The organism is Lentisphaera marina, from assembly GCF_028745505.1.
Taxonomy (GTDB): Bacteria; Verrucomicrobiota; Lentisphaeria; order Lentisphaerales; family Lentisphaeraceae; genus Lentisphaera; species Lentisphaera marina.
Window position 1 is genome coordinate 360026 of the sequence record NZ_JAQZZL010000001.1, and the last position, 15413, is coordinate 375438.

At 40.7% G+C, this 15413-nt stretch carries 11 protein-coding genes and 1 pseudogene; 3 read left to right on the forward strand and 9 right to left on the reverse strand.

Features of this window, described 5'->3' with window-relative positions; all coding sequences use genetic code 11:
• Window positions 1-92: 92 nt before the first annotated feature.
• The 4 genes from rapA to PQO01_RS01540 all read right to left on the reverse strand — a co-directional run bounded on the left by rapA (window position 93) and on the right by PQO01_RS01540 (window position 6033).
• Window positions 93-2924: an RNA polymerase-associated protein RapA gene (rapA, locus tag PQO01_RS01525; RefSeq protein WP_274312280.1), complete on the reverse strand. Its 2832-nt coding sequence runs from the start codon at window positions 2922-2924 to the stop codon at window positions 93-95.
• Between the two features lie 347 nt (window positions 2925-3271).
• Window positions 3272-3775, reverse strand: a complete 504-nt coding sequence (locus PQO01_RS01530) for a YgjP-like metallopeptidase domain-containing protein (RefSeq protein WP_274312281.1) — start codon at window positions 3773-3775, stop codon at window positions 3272-3274.
• Window positions 3776-3789: 14 nt separating this feature from the next.
• Window positions 3790-4869, reverse strand: coding sequence for a TFIIB-type zinc ribbon-containing protein (locus PQO01_RS01535; protein ID WP_274312282.1), 1080 nt, complete (start codon window positions 4867-4869; stop codon window positions 3790-3792).
• A gap of 9 nt (window positions 4870-4878) precedes the next feature.
• Window positions 4879-6033, reverse strand: coding sequence for an SPFH domain-containing protein (locus tag PQO01_RS01540; RefSeq protein WP_274312283.1), 1155 nt, complete (start codon window positions 6031-6033; stop codon window positions 4879-4881).
• Window positions 6034-6364: 331 nt separating this feature from the next.
• Between PQO01_RS01540 and PQO01_RS01545 the strand changes: the two genes are divergently transcribed.
• From PQO01_RS01545 to PQO01_RS01555, 3 genes and pseudogenes are all read left to right on the forward strand, one after another.
• Entirely contained in the window at window positions 6365-6517 is a 153-nt protein-coding gene (locus PQO01_RS01545; protein ID WP_274312284.1) for a hypothetical protein, read from the forward strand.
• Between the two features lie 100 nt (window positions 6518-6617).
• On the forward strand, window positions 6618-7160 hold the full coding sequence (ftnA, locus tag PQO01_RS01550; protein WP_274312285.1) for a non-heme ferritin: 543 nt from the start codon (window positions 6618-6620) through the stop codon (window positions 7158-7160).
• Window positions 7161-7381: 221 nt separating this feature from the next.
• A pseudogene (locus PQO01_RS01555) lies at window positions 7382-8893 on the forward strand (sulfatase family protein).
• Here PQO01_RS01555 and PQO01_RS01565 read toward each other — a convergent pair.
• From PQO01_RS01565 to PQO01_RS01585, 5 genes are all read right to left on the reverse strand, one after another.
• Entirely contained in the window at window positions 8890-9411 is a 522-nt protein-coding gene (locus tag PQO01_RS01565) for an IclR family transcriptional regulator C-terminal domain-containing protein (protein WP_274312286.1), read from the reverse strand. The pseudogene PQO01_RS01555 and the gene PQO01_RS01565 overlap by 4 nt on opposite strands.
• A gap of 69 nt (window positions 9412-9480) precedes the next feature.
• Entirely contained in the window at window positions 9481-11049 is a 1569-nt protein-coding gene (locus tag PQO01_RS01570) for a sulfatase (RefSeq protein WP_274312287.1), read from the reverse strand.
• Window positions 11050-11215: 166 nt separating this feature from the next.
• Window positions 11216-12187, reverse strand: coding sequence for a tyrosine-type recombinase/integrase (locus tag PQO01_RS01575; RefSeq protein ID WP_274312288.1), 972 nt, complete (start codon window positions 12185-12187; stop codon window positions 11216-11218).
• Window positions 12188-12324: 137 nt separating this feature from the next.
• Complete coding sequence (locus PQO01_RS01580; protein ID WP_274312289.1) at window positions 12325-14247, reverse strand: RecQ family ATP-dependent DNA helicase; 1923 nt, start codon at window positions 14245-14247, stop codon at window positions 12325-12327.
• Window positions 14247-15317 (reverse strand): A/G-specific adenine glycosylase, encoded by a 1071-nt coding sequence (locus PQO01_RS01585; protein ID WP_274312290.1) that lies wholly within the window; start codon window positions 15315-15317, stop codon window positions 14247-14249. The genes PQO01_RS01580 and PQO01_RS01585 overlap by 1 nt, the downstream gene beginning before the upstream one ends.
• Between the last annotated feature and the right edge of the window lie 96 nt (window positions 15318-15413).

Here is a 15413-nt window from a genome sequence, read left to right on the forward strand (position 1 = left end):
TGAGAGGCATACACTCTAATTTCATTATTTTCCCTTTACAAGTAGCTCAGCTATTGCTCGGCATGATTATACCTAGCTTTTAACTTGATCACTTACGCATCTAAATAATTTTCTGAGCCTTTCCAGATTAAACGTAGAGCATCTTGGCGAATGCGCGATTTGGGAATCTCTTTTAATAAAATTTCGTAGGCTTGATTTAGCTCCGTAATTTCACCTTCTTGAATCAAGCTATTCTTAGCCTGTAAATCTTTTAAACGCGCCAATTCGCTTTCGAAATATGCCTTCACTTTTTCTTTTGCATCCACAAGTATGGCTTCAGCTTTTTCATGGGCTAATTTTTGCGTAATGCGCAACATTTCGGGAAGTAGCTGCTCTTTCACTGCGGCTTTATCTAGGAGCCTCATGGGGTCTCCCATTTCCAAGTCACTCTCATCATATAAATCTTCTTCACTGATATTGCGACCACGGTGATCCACTCGTACGAAAATTGGCGTTGGTGGTAAAAAACGATTGATTCCACTCTTTGCTGGCAGCAAACATTCTAAGACTAAAACCGCTTCTAAAATTATACTTCGACTCGATGGATCCAGGCAAAGAGCAAAGCAATTATTCCCTGAATCTCCTGAAGCAATAATATCCATACCCGAACGTAATAAAGGATGCTCCCAAGTCATCAGTGCCACATCTTCTCTCTGTAGAGTTTCACTGCGCTGAGTCGCAATCAAATTGCCTTCGCGACTTAAGCCCGGTAAATCACAAAGCAAATTTTGACCAGGTTCAATTTTATAAACGGCGTCTTCCACATCGCGGCAATCCACCCCTAGGTAATCAAATAAGTCTTCGAGGTAAGTAAATAAGGCTCCATCATTATCACTTTTGCGTAGTTTCTGACATATATCGAGGCCGCGATCTGGATCAAATGAGTAAAGCTCTAATAAATGATCTCGACCCTCATCTAATTGCTTTTTGGTTTCTTTGGCCAATTTCTTACTGACTTTTAATAATTCAGCTAAAGCTTTTTGAGTCCCGTCCATTTTCTCTGCCCATTGAACAATAACTTCTTCCAAATAAGGTCGAAGTTCTTGAGTCATTTTTTCACCTCCATGCAAAGGGCGAGCAAAGGCGTCGAGACCTTGGCTATAAAAATCTGCTAATACTGATTCAACACTATTCTTTCTGTAGGGGTAATAAATTTGTATATCGGAGGTCTGACCAATTCTATCCAAACGCCCAATTCTTTGCTCCAGCAAGCCTGGGTTCATGGGTAGATCAAAAAGAATTAAGTTTTGACAAAACTGAAAATTTCGTCCTTCAGAACCAATTTCAGAACAAATGAGTAAACGTGCCCCTGCTTCTTGAGAAAAGAATACTGCGTTGCGATCGCGTTGATTTAAACTCAAGCCCTCATGGAAGACCGCCATCTTTAAATCCATATGCTCACGAATACCTTTTTCAATCGCCTCCGCTTTTTCACGTGTCGAACAAATGAGTAGAAACTTTTCATCAGCCTTTTGCTTCAGAGTTTCACAAATCCACTGCACCTTCACATTCTTTTCCGGAGCCACAAACAAATCGAAATCAACTTCTTCTATAATCTGCTGCGCATCCTTTGCCACTGACTCAACTTCAGTCGCTTGCAGAGCAATGGCTTGCGGGCATCGCACTGGGAAGTTTTCCATCACTTTGCGTGTATTTCGAAAAATCACTCTAGAGGTTCCGTGACGGTCAATTAATTCACGTAATAGCTCATGGCGAACTTTGCCTTCAAAAGGCTCCTCTTGTAAGCGCCCCAAAAGCGGATGTTTTTCACCTAATAAGTTTTTACAGAGTGCCATATTTTCGGCATCAAGCTTTTCTGCATCTAATAATTTGTCGAGTCCTTTGACTTTGCTGCGGTACTGCAATTGCTCATTTTTAAATACTTCTAAATCATAAAAGCGATCGGGATCCAACAAGCGTAAACGAGCAAAATGCGACTCTTCACCGAGTTGATCTGGTGTGGCGGTCAACAGGATTAATCGTTCAACACTTTTCGCCAATTCTTCCACCAAACGGTACTCGGCAGAAACCTGCTCCGCACTCCAAGATAAGTGGTGGGCTTCATCAACGATAATTAAATCCCATTCACCCGCCACAATTGCCTCAGAAACCTTTGCGGAAGCCGCAGCATATTCCGTGCTGCAAATTATGAGGGGATCATCTAAAAAAGGGTTTTGATTATCTGGGTTGGCTTGCACTGCTTTGAAGCGTTCATCATCAATTAAGGAAAACCATAAATTAAACTTGCGATACATCTCTACAAACCACTGATTTTGCAGTGCATCGGGCAACAAAATCAACACGCGTGTCACATCGCCTCTCAATAACATCCTATGGAGAATGAGCCCCGCTTCAATCGTTTTACCTAAACCAACTTCATCCGCCAATAAGACTCGTGGCTTTGCCATGGAACTCACTTCGTCCGCAACGTAAAATTGGTGTGGCAATAAATCTAAACGTGCTCCTTGAAAGCCGTATATCTCTGAACTCAATTGCTCACTTTGGTGACTGAGTGTTCGGCGTCTTAAATCAAATAAATGTGCTTCGTCAAAGCTTCCCATCATTAAACGATCTTCTGGACCACTTAAACTTAATTCATTCGGTAGTTGGAATTCTCTAATTTCTTGAGCTTTCTCATTGAGATAAATAAAGTTGCCATCCTCTTCACGAATTTCAGCAATTTTAAAGTCTTCATCATCTACATTAAAAGATTGCCCTACTCGCAAGGCCACCCTTTTTACTGGCGCACTTTCACTAACATACAATCTTCTTGTTTCTGTAGCGGGAAACAAGAGTTCCAAATTGCCAAATTCATGTTTTAATACCACTCCTAAACCTAGTTCGGGCTCAGATTCGGAGAAATAGCGTTGACCTGCTTTATACATTGTGAAATCCTTTTTTAATTCCTTTCCTATAAACCGAGCTCATTTTTTGTCAACCTCACTCGTAAGGCTTAGCAAAAAACATGTAAAAAGCTTAGAGATAAGCTTTTTACAGAAAAAAACCGTAAATGTAGGCTCATTTACTACACAAAGTCTTTACAGGACTTAATTCATCCAATAAATTATATGCAGTTTTCAAAATAGGAAGGACTCAAGAGTGAGTCACAAGGCCAATTGAGTACTGGCCGAATGGTTGAAAGGATACCTTGAGCTTCGGCTCAGCTTAGCAAGTTCATTGCTAGTACAAGCCCTGATTTTTATCAGGGCTTTATTTTTTTTAAGTCTGAAAGTTAATATAAACTTCCCTGCATATCGTAATATGTCAGATAAACTCGTAAGTCGAATTCCAACTGAAAGTATTTGGCTTCCATGTGAGTACAGAGCTTATAAAAAGCTTTATTATGCTCCTTCTCTTTCAAATGCGCTAATTCATGAACTAGGATGACGGATAGAAACTCCATCGGCACATTCTTTAAAACGCTCGCAATTCGAATTTCATTTTTTGCTTTGAGTTTTTTCCCCTGCACACGGGAAACATAACTATGTAAACCTAGTGCTTGTTGTTTAAGAGATATTTTATTATCGTAAAGTACTTTACTGAGTGGGCTCGATTTCTTAAGATAGCGATTCTTGAGTTCCATCGCTAAATCATAGAGCGCTTTATCAGATTTAATATCGTGACTGCGGGGATATTTTTTCAGTAAATATGTGCCCAACTTCCCCTGATCAATCAAGGCCTGAATTTGTTGAATCAAGTCCTCTGGGTAGCCTTTCAAATAATCCAAGTCACTCATGTGAGTTCAAAAATTTATTTATTAGCGAGTACAACAATAATGGCAATCAGTGCCACAGCCGCCAATACCGCTAAGCTGATTTTTACCCAACTATAAGGACGTTCACCCTGAACTTCTCCCGTACGAGCATTGATCACAACGCGATAAACTTTGTCATGAAAACGATAGGCTGAAACCCACACAGGTAAAAGAATATGTTTAAAAGTAACCTCATTCCAATCCGTGTATGAATTATGCACACGCTGCTCATCTCCACCTATGTCACGTCTTATGGATTGATCAATTTTAGGCTCGGCTTCCTCTTTCGCCATATCAAATCCTTGACGTAAACTAACGGAATAATGCTCAGATTTAAAGCCACTTAAATACTCATCGGCAAAAGGCACCAACTCATGTAAATCCCAAGGCTCAAGTTCCTTGGTATACTTTCTAGGCAAGGAATCATTGGCCACAATCAAAATATCGTCAAATACATTATAAACATGGCCACAGACTGGGTACCAGCGCGTTTTCCGTACTTGCTTAGTCTTGCGATTACCCTCGGAATCAGTGTATGATTGAGTTACGTAATAGTACTCACCCCGTGAACCACTATAATCTGTAGATGTACTCGTATCGTAAGTCCAATGCGCTAAATAAATTCCTTGCAGCTTTTCCGAACGACGAGCATATTCTTTAAGCTTATTTGGGGCAAACCAACGACTCGTAACCCAAGACTCAAATTGTTTCATCCCTTGCTTAGAATCAATCTTGAAAGGGAGTAAAGCATGTGGCTTAATCACTTTTTCGCTATGAGGCTCCGTCACAAAAGGTGTATCACAGAAGGGGCACGAACCCGCTTGGACTTCAGTTCCCAAAGTTGTTTTGGCACCGCAGGCACCACAATCAACTTCTTTCACTTCCACTAAATCGGCGTCATTCGGACACTCCTCTAGTTCGCGCATTTTAGCTAAGTAATCATGCTCAACTACATCTTCAGCAGGAACCTCTAGCTCATTGGCACTGCCACAATAGGGGCATTCCATTTTACTTGAACCAGGTAAAAATAGCAGATCTGCTCCACAAGAATTACAGGGGAATTGTCGCTTGGCCATATTTTAGTCCTACATTGGGGGTGGAGGGGGAACGGAAGCTCCAGGCGCCGGAGGTGGGCTCGGAGGTCCAAATAAATTTGCGAGTTCCGCAACTTGTCCTGCTGGCATCCAGTTCGCCATTCCTTGTCGCCATACCATACTGTCGCCAGTAATTTGCCCGGCTTGCACATGTTGTGCGAAAGCATTCATATCATAAGGCCCATAAGATTGTCCATTCACACTAACGTGAAAGGCTACATTTGCGGGCGCCGCACTTGGGGGTGGCGGTGGTGCCGAATTTCCTTGAGGTGCAGCCTGGCCACCAGACATAGCGCTCCCCATTTGATTCGCCATGGCAAAACCCATACCCATGCCCATGCCGCCGCCCATTGCGCCACCTGCTTCACCAGGATTATTGGCAGCAGCTTCCATTGCATTCGCCGCTTGGAATTGCGTGTATTGATTCATATTGCCCAAGATACCCATGCTAGAACGCTTATCTAAAGCTTCTTCAACTTCTGGTGGGAGGGCAATGTTTTCTATTAAGAACTTCGGAAGTTCAATACCATACTCTTTGAATTCTGGTTCAATTTTATCGTGAATTATATCGGCAATTTCATCATAATTTGAAGCTAAATCTAGAGCGGGAACTTTGGCTTCACCCAATTTATCCGTAAAACGAGAAACAATAATATTCCGCAACTGATCAGTTAAATCATTGGCCTCAAAAGTTCCGTCTGTACCTACTAGAGTGGTAATAAAGGAACTTGGGTCCACAACTTTTATCGCATAGGTACCAAAAGCTCTCAGACGAATGGGACCAAATTCAGGATCTCGCAACATGATTGGGTTTTTAGTCCCCCATTTACGATCCACGATTTGCGAAGTTGTCACAAAAATAACTTCAGCTTTAAAGGGGCTCTCAAAACCATACTTCCAACCCTTCAAGGTCGATAGAATTGGCAAGTTACTCGTTTGTAATTCATACATACCTGGCTCAAAAACATCAGCAATTTGTCCTTCATTGACAAAAACGGCTGCTTGCCCAGGGCGTACGGTTAGCTTAGCGCCGTACTTAATCTCATTTCCATAACGCTCAAAACGCCATGCTAAAGTTTCTCGATCATCATTTGTCCATTCAATAATATCGACAAATTCACCAGTTAATTTATCCCATAGTCCCATAACACTCTCCTTTTTCTATGTTTGTAACTGTCCTCACCATCATGAGGGCTCTTTACATTATTCTAAGGACTCCATCACCAAATTCAAGTCCCACAGATATTTTTTCATATTACTACAGCCTGCATAAAATTAATGACTTAGAACAAATTCATCATGAAAAAAGCACTCCACCAAGACTTAAATCTGATTCAAATTCCTTAAAGAATTCAACAACAAGCCAAGCTCGTGACACACAACGCTTAACAACTTGTTAATATTTAGACTTGTAAAAAGCTCTTATTGAGATTATATCTTAATATAGATACGAGCTAAATAAACGAAACCTACGACCATGAAAAAAACCATTTGTAAACTAAGTAAGAGTGACTTGCGAGATAAATTACAAGAACTAGCGACTATTGTCTCTAGCCCTCAATACTTATGTGCCAAATGTGGCCGTGCCGCCAATAAGAAGCGCAATTTGTGCAAAAGTGTTCAGCTCTAATTTTTAATTAAGACTTAGTCTAATTTTCGATTTCATTCTAGGCATTGTATTTAGCCTGTTGTCGCATAATTTCATCCACAAATAAACACAAGGATGTATCATGCTCAGCGACAAAATGGTCGATTTACTCAACAAACAAATCAATTTAGAATTTTATTCTTCAAACCTCTACCTACAAATGAGTGCTTGGTGTGAATACAAAGCACTAGAAAGCTGTGCGGAATTTTTACGTCTTCACGCCGAAGAAGAAATGACTCATATGAACCGCCTCTTTAAATATGTAGCAGATACAGGTGCCCTAGCAAAAATTGGCGCTATTGATTCTCCTAAAGCTGAATTTTCAGATGTCATTGAACTTTTTAAAGATATTTATGCCCACGAACAATTTATTACTGCTCAAATCAATGACTTGGCCCATGCCGCTTTTAGCGAAAAGGATTACTCTACCTTCAACTTCCTCCAGTGGTATGTTGGCGAGCAACACGAAGAAGAGAAGCTCTTTAAATCTATTCTCGATAAAATCGAAATGATCGGCACCAGTGGCAATAGCCTCTATTTCTTTGATAAAGAGATCGCTGCCTTAACAAAAGGTGAAAAATCACTTCAATCAATGGTTAATTTATTCCCAGGTAACGAAGCCTAATCACCAAGACTTTTTTGACTGAAAGCAATCACCTAGAGTGATTGCTTTTTTTGTGTCTAAATCATTCAAATCATCTAAGTGCAAGCAAGTGACTTAAGAACCGAGACCATCATATTTTATACTTTTTGACAAAAGTAAATAAAAGTACTTTTTAAAGAGTCAAGCATTTTAAGTCATCACGTATTGTGTTTTGTGACCACAAAAAAAAATAGGATTCTAAAATGAAAAATAAATTATTCCTCTTAGCTTTAAGCTTTCTTGGCTTTGGAGTTTTGGCTCTCGAAAAGCCTAACATCCTAATCATTTATGCCGATGACATGGGACATGGCGACATCTCTGTCATGAACCCAGAGAGTAAAATCCCCACACCACATCTAGATACATTAGCTGCTAGTGGCATGCGCTTTGATGATGGTCACAGTTCCTCTGGGATTTGTACACCCAGTCGCTAAGCCCTACTCACAGGTAATTATCACTGGAGACGTATGTACGGAATAGTGCACTCTTTCGGTGGATCTGTCTTTAAAGAAAATGAAATGACCTTGCCTCGTATGCTTAAACAACAGGGCTACAAGACGGCCGCAATTGGTAAATGGCATTTAGGTTTTGATTGGAAAGCCATCATGATTGATCCGCAAGCCAAAACAAAGGCTGGTAAGAAATCCGCCTATAAGCCCGAAGCTTTTGACTGGTCAAAATCCATCCCTGGCGGCCCATTGAGCATTGGCTTTGATTATTACTTTGGTGATGGAGTTATTAACTTCCCTCCCTACTGCTGGATCGAAAACGATAAAGTCACTGAAACTCCTACGGTTATGCTCGACCTTAAAGACACCAAGCCACCAGAAGGAAACTGGGAATGCCGCCCTGGGCCAGCAGTAAAAGATTGGGATCACTACGAAGTACTTCCCACTCTGACAAACAAAACTCTCGAGTACCTAGATCAACAGACAAAAGACGAAGCCTTCTTTCTCTACTTTGCCCTGCCTGGTCCACATGCTCCTATTATTCCCAATAAAGAATTTATCGGAAAATCACAAGCGGGTCCCTACGGCGATTTTGTTTATCAAATTGATTGGATCACAGGTCAAGTCATCAACAAACTAAAAGAAAAAGACCTCTACGACAACACAATCATCATTTTTACTGCTGATAATGGCCCCGAAAAATACGCCTACTCACGTGCCGACAAACATCAACATATAAGTTCTGGTGAACTTAGAGGCTTAAAACGCGATATATATGAAGGGGGTCACCGTGTACCTTTTATTGTCTCTTGGCCCAACAAAATTAAAGCTACAATCTCAAATGAAACTATTAGCCAAGTCGACTTTATGGCGAGTTTCGCAAAACTTACGGGTGCTTCTTTAAAAGAAAATGAAGCTGTCGATAGCTACAACATGCTCGACATTTTCATGGGTCAGACACCTTCGGCTCCCGTGCGTGAAGCCACTGTACAAAATACTAAAAAAGATATATATGCCATACGTCGTGGCGATTGGGTTCTTTTAGATACATCTACTGGTCACCATTCCGGGGTTAAAAGTGAATATCTCAAAAAACATGGCTTCCATGCCATCAACAGAAAAGCACCTGGGCTTCTTTACAACTTAAAAAATGACCTCTCGCAAAAAAGCAATGTTTATGATCAACATCCTGAAATTGTTAAAGAGCTTAAAGATCTTCTAAAGAGCTACCGCAATGGCACGCGCAGTGCTCCCATCCTAGATTAAAGTTTATATTCAATAGATCTTGCAGTCGCTAAACAGTGCTGCAAGATCTGTTCCATATCTTCTGCGTGAACATTGTGACTATTAATTGTCACTCCCACAGAGCCCACTATTTTGTCTTTACCGAACACGGGGACACAAATTCGAGTGATATCGGCCCGTTCATATCTTTCTTTTCTGATAAAATATTTCTTTTCTCGAATCGCATCAAAGTCATCCTTGACCAAGCTTTCATCAAAATTAAAAACTAATTCATTTTTTGCAAAAAAACTATCGCTCTCTTGAGTGGGTATAAAGGGTAGAATTGAATAGATGAAGGCATTATTAGGGGAGTGCACATCACTACTCAAAAGCTTTAGGTAATGATATGAATTAGCGACTTCAGATTTAGCAATCAATTTGATTTCTTTCCCATCATATTCAAAAAATGCCGCCGACTCCCCTGTAAGTCCCGCCAAATCTTTGACAGCTATACTGGCAATATCTTGCAGTAAATTTTCTTGCAGTATCGTCTTCGCCAAGCGTGATTGGTATTCCGCTGACGGTCGACTCTACAATTTAGGCTTACGCCTTGCCATCGTACCTGAAAATTAACGGATTTCCAAATAACCATTAGAACGCTGTTTGCCATTTCCTTTATAGTTCTTGTCCAAGTAACGAGCATGAGATTTTTCTAAAGCTTGCATTTGCTTCTGCTCTTTATTCTTCAGAGTCATTTGCGCTGCTTCTGCTTTATAGCGTTGATCTTTTTGAGGGAACTTCGCCTTCTTCTCAGCTAACCAAGAGTCGAGCTTTTTAGCCAATTCTTGTGCTTTCTCAGGATGGCTAGAAGCCAAATCATTTTGTTCACCAAGATCATCACTAATTTTATAGAGTTCCTTACGGCCATCCTCGTAGTAGTGAATCAACTTCCAATCACCTGAACGTATAATTGACGAGGGCTCGCCACCTTGGTTACCGTAGTGCGGGTAATGCCAAAAAAGATCTCGCTTAGGCATGGGTTGCCCCTGCATCGCCGCTTTTAAACTCACACCATCTACATGCTGCTCCGGTTTTAATTCCAAACCCGCTAAGTCTAAGATCGTCGGATAAAAGTCGGCGCCCGTTGCGGGAACAGCTATGAACTTTTCTTCATCGGCAATTCCCGGGACATGGATATAAAATGGTTGGCGAATTCCGCCTTCCCACTGGCGACCCTTGCCTCCTCTAAGAGGTAAACATGATGTTGCATAAGCATCACCAGAGGAAACTCCACCATTATCAGAAGTGAAAATCACTACCGTATTCTTATCTAAACCAAGTTCTTTGAGTTTCTTTAAAACGACGCCCACGCCTTCATCCATGCTCTCCATCATACCCGCATAAATCGGGTTATCTTGTACTTGGCGAACGGCCTGTGTACGATCGAAAATAAAACGTTTATCGTTTTCTACCAAACCCATCTTTTCGGCTTTCGCACGATATTTTTCCCACAGGGAATGCGTCGTCTGAATGGGAGCATGCACGGCATAAAATGATAGGTAAGCAAAAAATTTCTCATCCTTATTAGCTTCAATAAATTTAGCTGTTTCCATTCCTAAACGCACACTCAAACTCTCCCCTTTTGGTCCGTCTTCCATTTTTGGATTGCCGTAAGGCGAGAAAAAACCACCCACTTTTCCATTACCATAAGGCCCACCCTTTTCATAGCCACCTATGTTGACATCAAAGCCATGATCTTCCGGATAAGAGCCTTTGCCACCAAGGTGCCATTTACCCGTAAAGAACGTCTTATAACCAGCCGCTTTCATGGCTTCGGCAATGGTCACATCTTCAGCTGGTAAAGCTCGCACATATTCAGCCGGCATCACTTTAGTATTGCGCTTCCAAGCCAAGCCCGATGCAGCTCCAATATATTCTGTAATCCCATGTGTAGCGGGGTATTGACCAAGCATAATACTAGCTCTTGAGGGACTACAAACTTGGCAAGTCGAATAACCATCAGTAAAGCGCGCCGAGCTCTTAGCTAAGCCATCGAGATTTGGTGTCTCGTAAAAAGTACTACCTTCTGCACCCAGGTCTTTTATACCCAAATCATCTGCGAGAATAAAGACAAAATTCATGGGCTTTGCGTATATCGCACAATTAATCAACAAGAATAAGGCGAACAGTTTTTTCATTTTTAACTCCAAGTTTTTGATTATACTAAATTTCTACGACCAAATCTAAACATCTATTGAACAGATCCCAGGACGGACTTTTTAACTCAATTCGCAAAAAAATCTAAATCTTTCTCTTTTTGAATAACTCGACTTAATAATCTCGTCCAAAACATCGTTAAAGCCATCAATCACCGCTGTAATTACTTTTATTCTCGCTTAAAAGCTTAAATTCATGAGACCCATATGAAGATAAATTTAAAATTTCATTTGATGAATTATTCAAAAAACTCAAGGGTGACATCAGCCTACGTATTTGGTCATAACGGTTTTCATAAATAACTTCCGTTAATCGTGTGTAAATCATTGTTGTCTTTATATCTCGATGCCCTAAAACTTCTTGAATCGCCATAATAGGAACACCTGATTCCATAAGATGAGTTGCGTAACTATGTCTTAAATTATGCACACTTACTCGTTTCATAATACCACTTTTCTGAACCGCTAAACGAAACGCTCCTTGCACTGCACCTATATACATGGGCTTACTTATATTCACCATATTTGATTTATCTCTTATTTGCGGAAAAATATAATCCGGACTGCGATGGCTGAGCCAAAAGTCATTAATCATTTGCATGCTTAATTCCGGAAGTGGAACTAAACGGTCTCGACAACCCTTACTATTTCTAATGTGTAGGACTTTGCGATCAACGCAAATATCACTTGGTCGCATATTGAGTGCTTCGCTAATCCTTAGCCCCATGCTATAAATCACCGTTAAACAAACGCGATGTCGCCACCTTTTTACATATCCCAAAACCATTGCCACTTCATTTTGGCTCAAAACACTTGGCAACTTATGGACAACTTTTATACGAATAATTTTGCTCCAATTAAACTCGCGAAATAAAACGTATTCATAAAAAAAGCTTAAGCCACAACGATCTCCCTTAACGGTTGGCATGGAATAATTTTTCAAAAGCTGTAGAAAATATTGTTTTAAATCATCTTCATCAATTTCATCCAAACTGATGGGACATAACTTATTGATTCTTCGCAGAGCCCTTAGATAGGAATCCCTAGTCTTTTTAGCTTTCCCTTGTAAAAATAGGGTGTTTATCATTAAATTATAAAAGTGATCAAATTTAGTTTTCATTTTTGTATCCTTTGGTTTTTGTTAGGAAACAAAGGGTATAAAGTCACGAAAAAAAATTACACCAATTTATATTGAAATTTTCTTAAGTAACTAAATTAATAAATCGTCGCTAGAGAGCATGAAAGTAAAGGCTTATTTCAAATAATTGCCTTCACTAAATTTCGTATCTCCTCATAAGTCAGTTTCTCACAAGTCGCAAAGCCGGGCAGTGATTGCACTTTATTGCGACTAAAGGCCGGTACTTTAATGCCTGCTAAAAAACGACAGAATAATTCTTGGCTAAAGTTATACTGTCCTCCCTGTGGGAACTTTTTGCGAAAATCACTTAGGTAAGACTGCAGTTCATCAGGGTGCGGTTCAGGATTATTTTGCGAATACTGCAATTCGGCCACTTGTCCGCGACAAACACTGCAATGACCGCATGACTGCAGGTTTTGATGATCATCAAAGTACTTCGCCAAAGAAAGGCTCAAGCATTTATCTGTTTCAAAAAACTTTACTAAATTGGCAATTCGTTTAATCTCGCTCAATTCTTTATTGTGGAAATATTCCGATAAAGAAGTCGCTAAATTGCTATCTTGAATGGCTTGCTCATTGACTTGATAGACATCAGTAATTTTTTTACTCTCAAGAATAATCCAGTTCTTTTCATGTAAATACTCCAGCGCCGTCACCATGCGATTACGATCAGCTCCGGCCTGCTGAAAATTTGGTTCACACCAAACGCGCTTTCGCGAAGCCGACTGAAAAATATTCTTGAGGAAAGTTTGTCTTTCGCCCTGAAATTTGTTTAAGATTTCATTTTCATCCAAATTAAATCTAAAACGAAAATCCGCGTAATAAGAAAAGAGCGATTTGATTACGCCAAGTAACTCCAATTGCACCAGGAGAGTTTTTAAGGGGAGCTGACGAATATTGCTGGCATTAGAAAGAGTGTTGAGCTGAACTTCCCAGCGTCCCTGCGCCGTCTCCTTTTTAATTGTCTGAATGACATGGTCGACGCCGCTTAACTCGGGAGTATCGCCGTAAACAAAATTCTCAACCGTATTTAAACCATCTAAATTGGCTAAAGTAATGCATTGCGATGCTAAACCATCGCGCCCCGCACGCCCAATCTCTTGACTATAATTTTCAATTGACTTGGGTAAATCATAATGGATCACAAAGCGAATATCTGCTTTATCAATCCCCATGCCAAAAGCTATGGTGGCAACAATAACTTGATCTTGACTCTGCATAAACTGATTTTGAATCATTTGACGCTTATCATTACCCAAACCAGCATGATATGCCACCGCATTTATGCCTTGCTCAGATAAATAGCCTGCGACTTCTTCGGCACTGTGTTGCAAGGTCACATAGACGATTCCTGCTCCGCTCTTGCCTCGTAAAAGCTCACTCAAATGATTTAACTTTTGATTTTGCGCAATCGGCAAAACAGTCAAATCCAAATTCTTGCGGTAGAAACCAGTTTGAACCACGTTTGCTGAATCAATAGAAAACTTGCGGCACATATCCTCTTTCACTTCTCGCGTCGCAGTCGCCGTTAGCAGTAGGACCAAGGGGATTTTAAATTGATTCCTATACTCGGGTAATTTGAGGTAATCGGGACGAAAATTATGCCCCCATTCCGAAATACAGTGAGCTTCATCAACCACGAGCATGGAAAGCTCAACTCCCTCAATAAAGCTTCGAAAGCGTTCATTTTTGAAACGCTCAACCGACACCATGAGAATCTTAATTTCGCCACGACGAATACCTTCTAGAGTCACACGCTGCTGATCAAATGTTTGTGTTGAGTCAATACTCGCAGCCGCTATTCTCTTCGAATGTAAAAAGTCGACTTGGTCCTTGATCAAAGCTAGCAAAGGCGAGACTACCAGAGTCAGCTTAGGCAGATGCAATGCCGCCAATTGATAACACAATGACTTACCCGACCCCGTGGGGAAAATGGCTAAACTACTCTTACCCTCTAGTAATTGTCCGATAGTTTCTTGCTGACCTTCACGAAAGCCATCGAAGCCAAACTTTTCTTTTAGTGAATCAGTTATATGATTCATTACGCTTGCTCATTCAAGTGATTTAAAACTTTCTCACTTGCCGTAGAAATATGTTCTTGCGTTTTATCCCAAGCTAAGAAGGTAAAATCGCGGTCATTTAAAATACCTAAATCACGAAAATCGAGCTCATCCATAGCTTTCCAATGATTGCGAATGCGATAGCGCGTTATCGCAGTAGTAATTTGCTGGGAGGAATAATTTGCAACTTCCGCAAAGGGGTATTGCTTAAGGTCTTTGTCCTCCGATTCTATGATGGCCGTTGGTAATTCCCATTGATCCTTGAGCCATTCGCCTTTGCGTTTCTTGTAAAACAGCAGCTCACCCTGCTTATTTTTGATTAAAAAACGAAGCAATTTAAGCTCGGAAATGGCTACTTTCTTCTTGGCGGTTTTCACCGGAATACAATCAGTTTTCTGCACCTTTAGGGCTTCACAGGAATCCGCTAAGGGACATTCCCCACATTTAGGATTGCGCGCTTTGCAAATCGTCCGCCCCAAATCCATGAGGGCTTCATTAAATTTGCGAGGTCCGCAATGCTCAAGAGTTTTAGCAAAACTTTTGTTTTGTATCAATGAATGAACTGCTTTTTGTAACTTTGGTCCCTGCTCAACTTCTATCAAGAAATAACGACTCAATACCCTTTGTAGATTTCCATCGACTGCTAAAGCTAGTTCATTCCTTCCTATGGCAGTAAGTGCTGCCGCCGTATAGGGGCCAACACCGGGAACTTGCTGTAGCTTTTCTTCACCTTGGGGAAATTCACCTCCCGATTGATGAATCATATTGACTGCTTTATAGAGGTTTTGAGCGCGACGATAGTAGCCCAAACCCTTCCATGCTAAAGCCAGGTCATTTTCCTCCGCATTTGCGAGATCCGCTAAAGTGGGAAATTGCTCAAAAAAACTCTCATAGCGAGGCAAAACCGTAGCCACCGTCGTCTGTTGTAACATCACTTCAGAGACCAAAACACGATACAAATCCCGCACTTCAGTACGCCAGGGTAAGTGAGCATAATTTTCACTCGACCAAGAAAGTAATTTTTCGAATTCTTTAACTCGATTTTTAAGCATGAACTTCTCTTCTCACTATTAAAAAATAATCCTATAAGATAAAGTCTAGTTCAGCTTTACTTCGCTTCAATAAACAAACTTGAAAAATCCCCAGTT

Coding starts and splice junctions, on each gene's coding strand:
- rapA (WP_274312280.1), bottom strand. CDS start 2,924: ATGTATAAAGCAGGTCAACGCTATTTCTCCGAATCTGAGCCCGAACTA.
- PQO01_RS01530 (WP_274312281.1), bottom strand. CDS start 3,775: ATGAGTGACTTGGATTATTTGAAAGGCTACCCAGAGGACTTGATTCAA.
- PQO01_RS01535 (WP_274312282.1), bottom strand. CDS start 4,869: ATGGCCAAGCGACAATTCCCCTGTAATTCTTGTGGAGCAGATCTGCTA.
- PQO01_RS01540 (WP_274312283.1), bottom strand. CDS start 6,033: ATGGGACTATGGGATAAATTAACTGGTGAATTTGTCGATATTATTGAA.
- PQO01_RS01545 (WP_274312284.1), top strand. CDS start 6,365: ATGAAAAAAACCATTTGTAAACTAAGTAAGAGTGACTTGCGAGATAAA.
- ftnA (WP_274312285.1), top strand. CDS start 6,618: ATGCTCAGCGACAAAATGGTCGATTTACTCAACAAACAAATCAATTTA.
- PQO01_RS01570 (WP_274312287.1), bottom strand. CDS start 11,049: ATGAAAAAACTGTTCGCCTTATTCTTGTTGATTAATTGTGCGATATAC.
- PQO01_RS01575 (WP_274312288.1), bottom strand. CDS start 12,187: ATGAAAACTAAATTTGATCACTTTTATAATTTAATGATAAACACCCTA.
- PQO01_RS01580 (WP_274312289.1), bottom strand. CDS start 14,247: ATGAATCATATAACTGATTCACTAAAAGAAAAGTTTGGCTTCGATGGC.
- PQO01_RS01585 (WP_274312290.1), bottom strand. CDS start 15,317: ATGCTTAAAAATCGAGTTAAAGAATTCGAAAAATTACTTTCTTGGTCG.